This window comes from Pseudomonas sp. BN417, assembly GCF_029871205.1.
Taxonomy (GTDB): Bacteria; Pseudomonadota; Gammaproteobacteria; order Pseudomonadales; family Pseudomonadaceae; genus Metapseudomonas.
In genome coordinates this window covers 24,407-33,076 of sequence record NZ_SSOJ01000132.1, presented here as the reverse complement: position 1 = coordinate 33,076, position 8,670 = coordinate 24,407, and the positions used below count along the sequence as shown (strand labels likewise).

5 protein-coding genes and 1 pseudogene are annotated in these 8,670 nt (G+C 63.4%); 2 read left to right on the top strand and 4 right to left on the bottom strand.

What is annotated here, in order from left to right:
* The 4 genes and pseudogenes from E8F11_RS17160 to mhpB all read right to left on the bottom strand — a co-directional run.
* Nucleotides 1–365 (bottom strand): annotated as a pseudogene (locus E8F11_RS17160) (acetaldehyde dehydrogenase); the annotation flags it as partial.
* Nucleotides 366–385: 20 nt separating this feature from the next.
* Nucleotides 386–1,180 (bottom strand): 2-keto-4-pentenoate hydratase, encoded by a 795-nt coding sequence (gene mhpD, locus E8F11_RS17155; RefSeq protein WP_280290051.1) that lies wholly within the window; start codon nucleotides 1,178–1,180, stop codon nucleotides 386–388.
* 15 nt (nucleotides 1,181–1,195) lie between these two features.
* Nucleotides 1,196–2,053 (bottom strand): alpha/beta fold hydrolase, encoded by an 858-nt coding sequence (locus E8F11_RS17150; RefSeq protein WP_280290050.1) that lies wholly within the window; start codon nucleotides 2,051–2,053, stop codon nucleotides 1,196–1,198.
* A gap of 20 nt (nucleotides 2,054–2,073) precedes the next feature.
* Nucleotides 2,074–3,018, bottom strand: a complete 945-nt coding sequence (gene mhpB, locus E8F11_RS17145; protein ID WP_280290048.1) for a 3-carboxyethylcatechol 2,3-dioxygenase — start codon at nucleotides 3,016–3,018, stop codon at nucleotides 2,074–2,076.
* 466 nt (nucleotides 3,019–3,484) lie between these two features.
* Between mhpB and E8F11_RS17140 the strand changes: the two genes are divergently transcribed.
* Entirely contained in the window at nucleotides 3,485–3,841 is a 357-nt protein-coding gene (locus tag E8F11_RS17140; RefSeq protein ID WP_280290047.1) for a hypothetical protein, read from the top strand.
* A gap of 368 nt (nucleotides 3,842–4,209) precedes the next feature.
* On the top strand, nucleotides 4,210–8,589 hold the full coding sequence (locus E8F11_RS17135) for a DUF5801 repeats-in-toxin domain-containing protein (RefSeq protein ID WP_280290046.1): 4,380 nt from the start codon (nucleotides 4,210–4,212) through the stop codon (nucleotides 8,587–8,589).
* The last annotated feature ends 81 nt before the right edge of the window (nucleotides 8,590–8,670 follow it).

Sequence of the window (8,670 nt, the reverse complement as noted above, 5' to 3'; positions counted from 1 at the left end):
AGGTGCTGCTCCAGGTTGACCACCGGCACGCAATACGGACCGATTGCGGCCGGGGTCAGGTCGATCACACGAAGACCGGGCTTGTGGCCCCGCAGCAAGGCGTCATTCTTCACGTGCGCCGACGCACTGGTGGCATCGAAGACGAAGTCGATCTCGTCGAAGATCGGCAGGCGGGTCAGGCCCTCCACGCCTTCATGGGTAGTGGCCACGCCCAGTCGTGCTGCGCGGGCCAGACCGTCGGACGCCGGGTCGATGCCGACCATGGCGCCCATTGCCAGATGCTGCGCATTGCGCAGTACCTTGATCATCAGGTCGGTGCCGATGTTGCCGGAACCGATGATGGCGACTTTGAGTTTCTTGCTCATGAACTGGACTCTCTTTTCAATCAGTCGGCACTGAACTGCACGGCCACCTGGCCGATGCCTTCGATCACCGCCTCGAAGCGGTCGCCGGCGGCCACCGGCGCCATCGGGCCGAGGGCGCCGGTGAGGATCAGGTCTCCCGCGCGCAAAGGTTCGCCCAGCCGCGCCATGGTGCGGGCCAGCCACACGGCGGCATTCAACGGGTGGCCGAGGCACTCGGCGCCGCTGCCGCTGGAGACTTCCTCACCATTGCGGGTCATGCGCATGGCGGCCTGGCGCAGGTCCAGCCCGTCCAGGCGCCGGGCCGGGCCACCGAGTACGAAGCAGCCGCTGGAGGCGTTGTCGGCCACGGTGTCGACGAAGCGGATATTCCAGCCGGCGACGCGGCTGCCGACGATCTCCAGGGCCGGGAGCACGTAGTCCACGGCGCTCATCAGTTCGACCAGGGTGGTGTCGGCGCGCGGCAGGTCGCGTGCCAGGACCAGGGCGATCTCGGCCTCGATCTTCGGCTGCAGCACGCGGGCGATCGGCACCACCTCGTTGTCGCCATGGGCCATGTCGGCGAACAGGGTGCCGAAGTCCGGCTGGTCGACGCCCAGCTGCGCCTGCACCTTGGGGTTGGTCAGGCCGATCTTGCGGCCCACCACGCGGCGCCCGGCGGCAACGCCATGGGCCACGTTCAGGCGCTGGATAGCGTAGGCGGCCTCGCCATTGTCTTCGCCGATGCGCTCACGCAGCGGGGCGATGGCTTCGCCGCTGGTTTCTGCACCGCGCAGGGCGGCGGCCAGTTGTTCCAGGGAATCCGGGAAAAGGGTCATCTCGCACCTCGCGGTTCAGTGGCTGAGGAAATCCAGCACCATGCGGTTGAACTTGTCGGCGTGCTCCCACTGGGCCCAGTGGCCGCAGTTGTTGAACACATGGAGTTCGGAATTGGGGATGCCGGCCACCAGGCGCAGGCCGGTGTCCATGGGCACGAAGCGATCGTTGCGGCCCCAGATCACCAGGGTCTCGGCCTTGATCTCGGCGAGGCGCGGGCCGAAATCGGGGAACTGCTTCGGGTTGGCGGCCAGGCTCCGGGTGAAGTTCTCCAGGTGGTCGCGACGCGCCAGCATGTTGTCCAGGCGCGCCTGGAACAGCTCCTCGGTGAGGTCGCTGGGGTCGAAGACGAAGACATTCATCATCTTCTTCAGGTTGTCGATGCTGGGGTCGCGGTACAGGCCCTGGAGCAGCTTGATGCCCTCGGTGGGCATCGGCACGAAGGGGCTCGCGCCGCCGGTGCCGCCGCCCATCAGCACCAGCTTGCCGACCCGCTCCGGCCAGGACAGGGCGAAGGCCACGGCGCTGTGGCCGCCCATGGAATTGCCGAGGATGTGCACGCGGTCGAGGCCGAGCTGGTCCACCAGGCCCTTGAGGATGCGGGCGTTGAGGTCCGAGCGCGAGCCGTCGCAGAGGATGGAGTCGCTTTTGCTCCAGCCCGGGCAGTCCAGCAGGATCACCCGGAAGCCCGCAGCCACCAGTGGCTCGATGTTGCGGTTGAAGTTGGCCCAGCCGCTGGCGCCGGGACCGGAGCCATGCAGCATGACCACGGCCTGCTCGCCCTGGCCGCAGTCGTTGTAGTGGATGTTCAGCTCCAACCCGTTTTCCTGGATGAGGATGTACCGGCTGGTAGCCGCTTCGGTAATGGCAGTCATGTCGGGATCTCCGGAAAGATTCAGGCGAGCGGCTTTGCAGCAAGCGCCCCGTAGCCGGCGATCCACTCGGGGATCGGCCGGTAGTAACGGCCTTCGGCCAGATAGGGGCCGAACGCGGACAGCGCGGCGAAGGCCGCCACCCAGGTCTTCACTTCGTGGGTGGACTTGCCGGCAATGGCGGACAGCTCGGCATTGCCGAGGCCGTCCAGTTCGGCGATGCGGCCTTCGGCAAGGATGTCGAGGAACTGCTGGTCCCAGGCGGGATTGAGCGGGTGCAGGCTGTTCTGGTCCAGGGCGAAGCGCCGCGCGGCATTGATCACCCGCTGCTGGCGCGCCTCGCGCTCATCGGCGGGCAGATGACGGCCGCTACCCTTCAGGCGATCGGCCATCAGCCCCTCGACCCGGGCCAGTTCCGGCACCGGCGGTTGGTGCGACAGGCCGCCGGAGCCGAGGAACAGCACGCGCTTCCCGGTGGAGCGGGCGAAGCGGCCGATGGCCTCGCCCAGCAGGCGGGCCCTTTGGAAGCTGGGCAGCGGCGCAGCCACCGAATTGATGAACACCGGGATCACCGGATAGCCCTGCAGACCGCCGAGCAGTTCTTCCATGGGCTGGGCGAAACCGTGGTCGACCTGCATGCGGTAGGACACCGCGGCGTCGACCCCATCGGCCAGCACCGCCTCGGCGCACGCTTCGGCCAGCGCCTGGGGCACGCTGATCACCCCGGCGGCCGTGCCGAAGTCACCGATGGCGTGGGCCGCCATGCCGATGCAGAACGACGGCATCACATCGTAGAAAAAGCCGTTGTAGTGGTCCGGCGAAAACAGGACCACCAACTCCGGCGAAAAACGCTCGATCCGCTCGCGCGCCGAGGCGACCACGGCCTCGACCTCGGCCAGCACTTGAGGTGCAGGGTCGACATGGCCGATCAAAGGGGTATGGGACAGGCACTGCAGCAGGGCGCTCATCGCTGCGCTACCCACATCGATCGCGCTTTCAGGCGCGGGGATACTGGATGGGTTGAATGGCTCATGCGGGACCGGCTCCGTAACCGCGTCGGCAACGCCCCTTCCGGAGAGAGGACGTTCGGGCAATGGTGGCCTCTCGAAAACCGAGGCTGACCCGACGGAGGATAGGGAGCCGACCTCCGGCAAGCGCTCCCGTGGCGTACGGCGCTATCCCGAAAGCGCAAGAATGTGAGCGGGCCTGTTTCCTCCGAGTGGCCGAGTACTCGTCAATCGTGCTGCTGCAAGCACCGAAGCCCCCATGGGCCCTTTGGGTACAAGCTGGGGTAGGAAAAACAGCTATGCCCCCCTATTCCGTGCTTCCCACCAGCCCAACGGCCGCCTTTGCCCTACGTGCGGTAATGCCAGGCGACACCGGCCGGACTAACGTTTCTCATTAATGCACCCACCCTGATATCAAGAGGAGACTATGGCTTGGCAACAATGTCCCGTATGCCATGGCAGCCGAGCGATTCTCAAAAATGGATACGCGACAGAGTGCCGTTACTGCCGGGGTTTGGGGAAAGTCTACGAATCCACTTCGAAGTCCGTTACCGGTGGACTCTTCTTTCAGGCAGCCCTGCAGGTTTTGGCGTCTTTGGCCGCTGGATACTTGGCGGCAGAGTACGAAAAGCAATGGGACCCGACGGACAAGCTGATACTGGGTGCCCTGGTGGCCGCTGCGGTCTATTGGTGCCTGACCCTGAAGGTGTTTCGGGAGTTGCTTCTGTGGGGGATGGCTCTGGTGGCCATCTATCACGTCTACGAAGGCTGGATTCACCGTTGAATCACTGGAGGACACTCCTGACTGACTCGTAGGCCTTTTTTTGCCCGCGAGACCCGCTACTCGACTTCGGTCAAAGACTGCCGAACAGGTCGGCAGGCAGATCGAAGGCAATGTTTCCTGCCTGGCGCTGCCGGGCAGCGACGACACCGCAGGTGGCTATCCGGCCGGCCCGGAGCCACTTGCCCCCACGCAGCAGCGCTATTTTCCAGCGCCGATCTGCCATTTCCGCATGCCAAGTAGTCCGAAACTCCCACCCCGCCTGGGAGTATCGGGCGATTCGCGAGCCTCCGGCATTTCCCCATAGTTGGGGCCTGCATCAACCAGGGCAACGTCAATCCTCGCTGCCCGGAACTACGCAGGAGGAAATCATGGCTATCACGTTGACGGGCAGTTTCACGGTACTTGATGAAACAGCCGGGCTGCAGAACCTCACCGCTACGCCAAGTCCGTCGGGAGACGCGGACGACAACGACATTCTGGTGGCGTCCCTGCCGTCGATCTTCTCGACGCGGTTGACCGCACTTGGAGCAGGTACCGCAACGGGTGCAGCCCTGAGTGGCTATACCGGTGCCGCGGACAACACTGGAAGCAATGCGTTCACCGTCACTCCTCCTCCCGGTGGAAGCATTACCGATATCAGCTTCGTCGGCGCCGACGGCGCGCCGCTCAATGGCCTGGACAGCGGGCTGGACACCCTCGATGGCACCAGCATCTTTCTCTTTACGGATACGAACAACAACATCGTCCTCGGTCGAGCCGGGGGCCCAACCGGCGCGATCGTGTTCGCCGCCTATATCGAAGAAACCGGATCGCCGGTCACCGGTGGCAAGATCTGGACCGTGGAGTACCAACCGCTCAAGCATCCGATTACCACCGACCACGACGACGCCCTCAATCTGCTGAACAAGGTTTTCATCGGAACCAGTCAGGACGTGGAGTTCAGCCTGGCCAATGCGCCCTCCGGCCAGAACCTCTTCCTGATGTTCACCACGGCGAACCCGCAAACAGTCGTCGACATCAATGGTGACGTGCGAATCACGGACCCCACCATCATCGCCACCGGCAAGGCTCCCGCCGACCAGTCGTCGGGTGCCAACATAACGACTGGCGACACGATCAATACCAGCCAGGCGGGTGGCCCGACCACTTTCGGCACCAACAATCAGATGATCACGGAGCAGAAGGGTATCCGCTTTACGTTTGTCACCGGCGCCAGGCAGGACCTGACCATTCCCAACCTGGATCAGAACGAAGCAGACCTCGAATCGAACATCAACTTTGAGGACGTCTTCAATGCAAGGTCCGCCCAATTCGACGTCGTCCAGTTGCAAAGCGGCAAGAGTGCTGTCGTAAAGATCAGCGCATTCACTACTGCTCCTGAACCTGGCATCGATTTCGTCAACGGATATGCGAACGATTCGAAGGTTGACATCAGCAGTATCCGCGTCCTCAGCATCAGCACCGGGCTGCCAGTAAATGATCCGGGCCTCGTCATCAGTATTACTGCTGGCATTGCAACTATCACCGGCGTCAAGGCCGACTACAGGATCGAATACACCACAACGGCGGATCACAACCGCGTACTCATCGAGAACGGCGCGGCCCTCGACGCCAAGGGCAACAACCACGCCGATTTCGATATAGGTCGTTTCAAGCTGGTCCAGGTCTCTACCGACAAAGCCGAAATCGGCTCCAAAATGGTCTTCGAGGACGACGGACCGTCGATCTCGACCACCGGGACGGAACCGACGGCGACGGTCGACGAGACGGTGCTGGCGACCGATGCGACCGCGGACTTCTCGGTCAACTTCATCTCGGCCTTCGGCGCCGACGGCGCCGGCACGCTGGCCTACACCTTGGCCGTCAGCTCTGTGGGAGCGGTCTCCGGGCTGACCGATACGGCGACCAACAACGGCGTGTTCCTGTTCCTTGAAGGTGGCGTGGTGGTCGGACGCGAGGGTGCCACCGCGCTGCTCGCCGCGACCGGCGCCATCGTGTTCACGGCAAGCGTCAACAGCACGACCGGCGTGGTCACCCTCGACCAGCAGCGCGCGATCGTGCACCCGGTGGCCGGCAGCACAGCCGCAGCCCATGACGACAACAAGACACTGGCGGCCGACACGCTGATCACGCTGACGGCGACCAAGACCGACCAGGACGGCGATACCGCGACGGCGACGCTGAACATCGCCCAGAACCTCAACTTCAAGGACGACGGGCCATCGATCTCGACCACCGGGACGGAGCCGACGGCGACGGTTGACGAGACGGTACTGGCGACCAATGCCACCGCGGACTTCTCGGTCAACTTCACCTCGGCCTTCGGCGCTGACGGCGCCGGCACGCTGGCCTACACCCTGGCCGTCAGCTCTGTGGGAGCGGTCTCCGGGCTGACCGATACGGCGACCAACAACGGCGTGTTCCTGTTCCTTGAAGGTGGCGTGGTGGTCGGACGCGAGGGTGCCACCGCGGCGCTCGCCGCGGGCGGCGCGATCGTGTTCACGGCAAGCGTCGACAGCGCGACCGGCGTGGTCACGCTCGACCAGCAGCGCGCGATCGTGCACCCGGTAGCCGGCAGCACAGCCGCAGCCCATGACGACAACAAGACGCTGGCGGCTGACACGCTGATCACGCTGACGGCGACCAAGACCGACAGGGACGGCGACACCGCGTCGGCAACGCTGAACATCGCCCAGAACCTCAACTTCGAGGACGACGGGCCCGCGGTTTCCGCCAATGCAACGGTGCTGCTCGACGACGATGCGCTCACCGGCGGCAACCCGGGCGGCTCGGGCGACGATGCAGACTCGGCTAACGTCAGCGGCACTCTGGGCCACACCTTTGGGCAGGACGGGGCCGGCACGGTGGCCTATCTGACCAGCGGAGCGCCCACAGGCTTCACCTATGTGGCCGACGGCACCAGTCTGTTGGTCAGGCAGGGCACGACCACGGTGCTGACGCTGACGATGGTTGCGGCAACGGGCGCCTACACGGTGGTGCAGAACAACCCGATCCTCCATGCGGCGGGCCTGACCGAGAACAACCAGACGTTCACCATCAACTACCGGGTGACCGATGGTGATGGCGATACGGCCGATGGCACGCTGGGGATCAACGTCGATGACGACACCCCGGTCGTGACGGCCAAGTCGAATCTGGTCTACGCGAACGCCAGCAACTCGCCGCCTGTGACGGACGTCGGTGGAACGGGTGTCTTCGCTTACTCGATTGGCGCGGACAGGCATGTGGCGCCCTACAGCGCATCGAACACCGACTTGTCCGTCACGCTCACGGGCGTCACGGTGGGTACGAACGCCATCACCAACCCATCGGTGAGTTGGGCCTCGGAGACTGATAGCCTGGCGGTGTTCAACGTGGGCTTCACCTACGTGTCCAATCCAGTGCAGGGAACGACCACCAACGCCACCGGCACGCTGACCTTCGACAAGGTGGCTGACACCTATACCTTGAAACTGAATCAGGAGATTGCGAGCTTCAGCATCCTGAAAACCTCGACTCCTGGAAACCCCCTCCAGGGCTATGCGCTCGACTTAGCCACGACCGTTGGATCGAATCCGCCGGTCTCGGTGATGACGCTTGCCAGCAACTTCTTTGTGCAGTTCGAGGGATTCGGCGTGATCAATGGAACGCCCCAAACCTTCGCTTACGACACCAACACAGGCTTGTTCTCGAATGATCGACGGTATGTCACGGTCTCATCGAGTTCGATTGGCGCTGCCAGCGACACACTCCAATCGGACGAGGTGATCGATCTGGACTTTTACCAAGCAAATCCCGAAGGGTTCACCAATTCTGCCGTGGACAGGGCCACGAGCAAGGCGATCTTTATCGAGTTCACACAGGCCGGCCCTGGTGCTGGCAAAGACATGCTGGTGGTACTGAAGCTGGTTGATGACATTACCGGAGCAACAATCAATCGGACCTTCATTGTTGGAAACTCAACCGGTAACGACGACGTGTTCAATGCCGATCTGCCCGCCTATGGATTCGTGGCTCAGGCACAAAACGGCATCGTGGTCTTCGAGAGCAATGACTACAACTTCGACCTCGGCGGCGGAGTTTTTGAAACCTACTCGATCCAGGGCGCGCAAGTGGTGACATCGACCCAGGGCACAAGCGGAACCGGGTACCAGCTCAATGGGGCCATCGACAATCCCGCGACTCCGGCGGGTGAGGGCGCAACAGTCGGTCCCCAGATCGCTTTTGGCGGCGCCACGACTGAGGGGAATAACGAACCCATCAAGATCGTCAACATCGGCTTCGTGACCTCGACGACACCGGACGCCCACCTGACCTTCGATGTGGTGGTGACGGATGCCGACGGCGACTCGACGGCGACGCAGACCCTGGATGTGACCATTGTTGGCGACGACGGCGTGACGGCCTCAGCGGATGCGGACACGTTCCTGATCGGCGACACGGACGTTGACGGGTTGCTCTCCATCGTCATGACCGTCATCGATGGCGGCTTTGCCAGCGGCATTGACAAGCTCGACTTCACGGCGGCGGGTTCGTTGACGAACTATGAGGAAGAAGTGCAGACGCCGGCCACCAACCTGGCGGCGTTCACAGCCGCCGCCGATGCCGCGCTGGACGGCACGACGGACTACTACTTCGGCGTGGTCGGAAGCGACGGCTACCTGGCCCAGGATGCTGATGGTGCGGGTATCACAAACATCATCAAACTGGTCGGTGTAACTGATATGGCAAGCACTGACATTGTCTGAACGCCGTTGCGGGTAAACGGTCTGGCTCCCAAAAGGGGCCAGACCGTTTTCATTGGGCCGCGTCTTTCCTGAGCCCACCTG

Coding starts and splice junctions, on each gene's coding strand:
- mhpD (WP_280290051.1), bottom strand. CDS start 1,180: ATGACCCTTTTCCCGGATTCCCTGGAACAACTGGCCGCCGCCCTGCGC.
- E8F11_RS17150 (WP_280290050.1), bottom strand. CDS start 2,053: ATGACTGCCATTACCGAAGCGGCTACCAGCCGGTACATCCTCATCCAG.
- mhpB (WP_280290048.1), bottom strand. CDS start 3,018: ATGAGCGCCCTGCTGCAGTGCCTGTCCCATACCCCTTTGATCGGCCAT.
- E8F11_RS17140 (WP_280290047.1), top strand. CDS start 3,485: ATGGCTTGGCAACAATGTCCCGTATGCCATGGCAGCCGAGCGATTCTC.
- E8F11_RS17135 (WP_280290046.1), top strand. CDS start 4,210: ATGGCTATCACGTTGACGGGCAGTTTCACGGTACTTGATGAAACAGCC.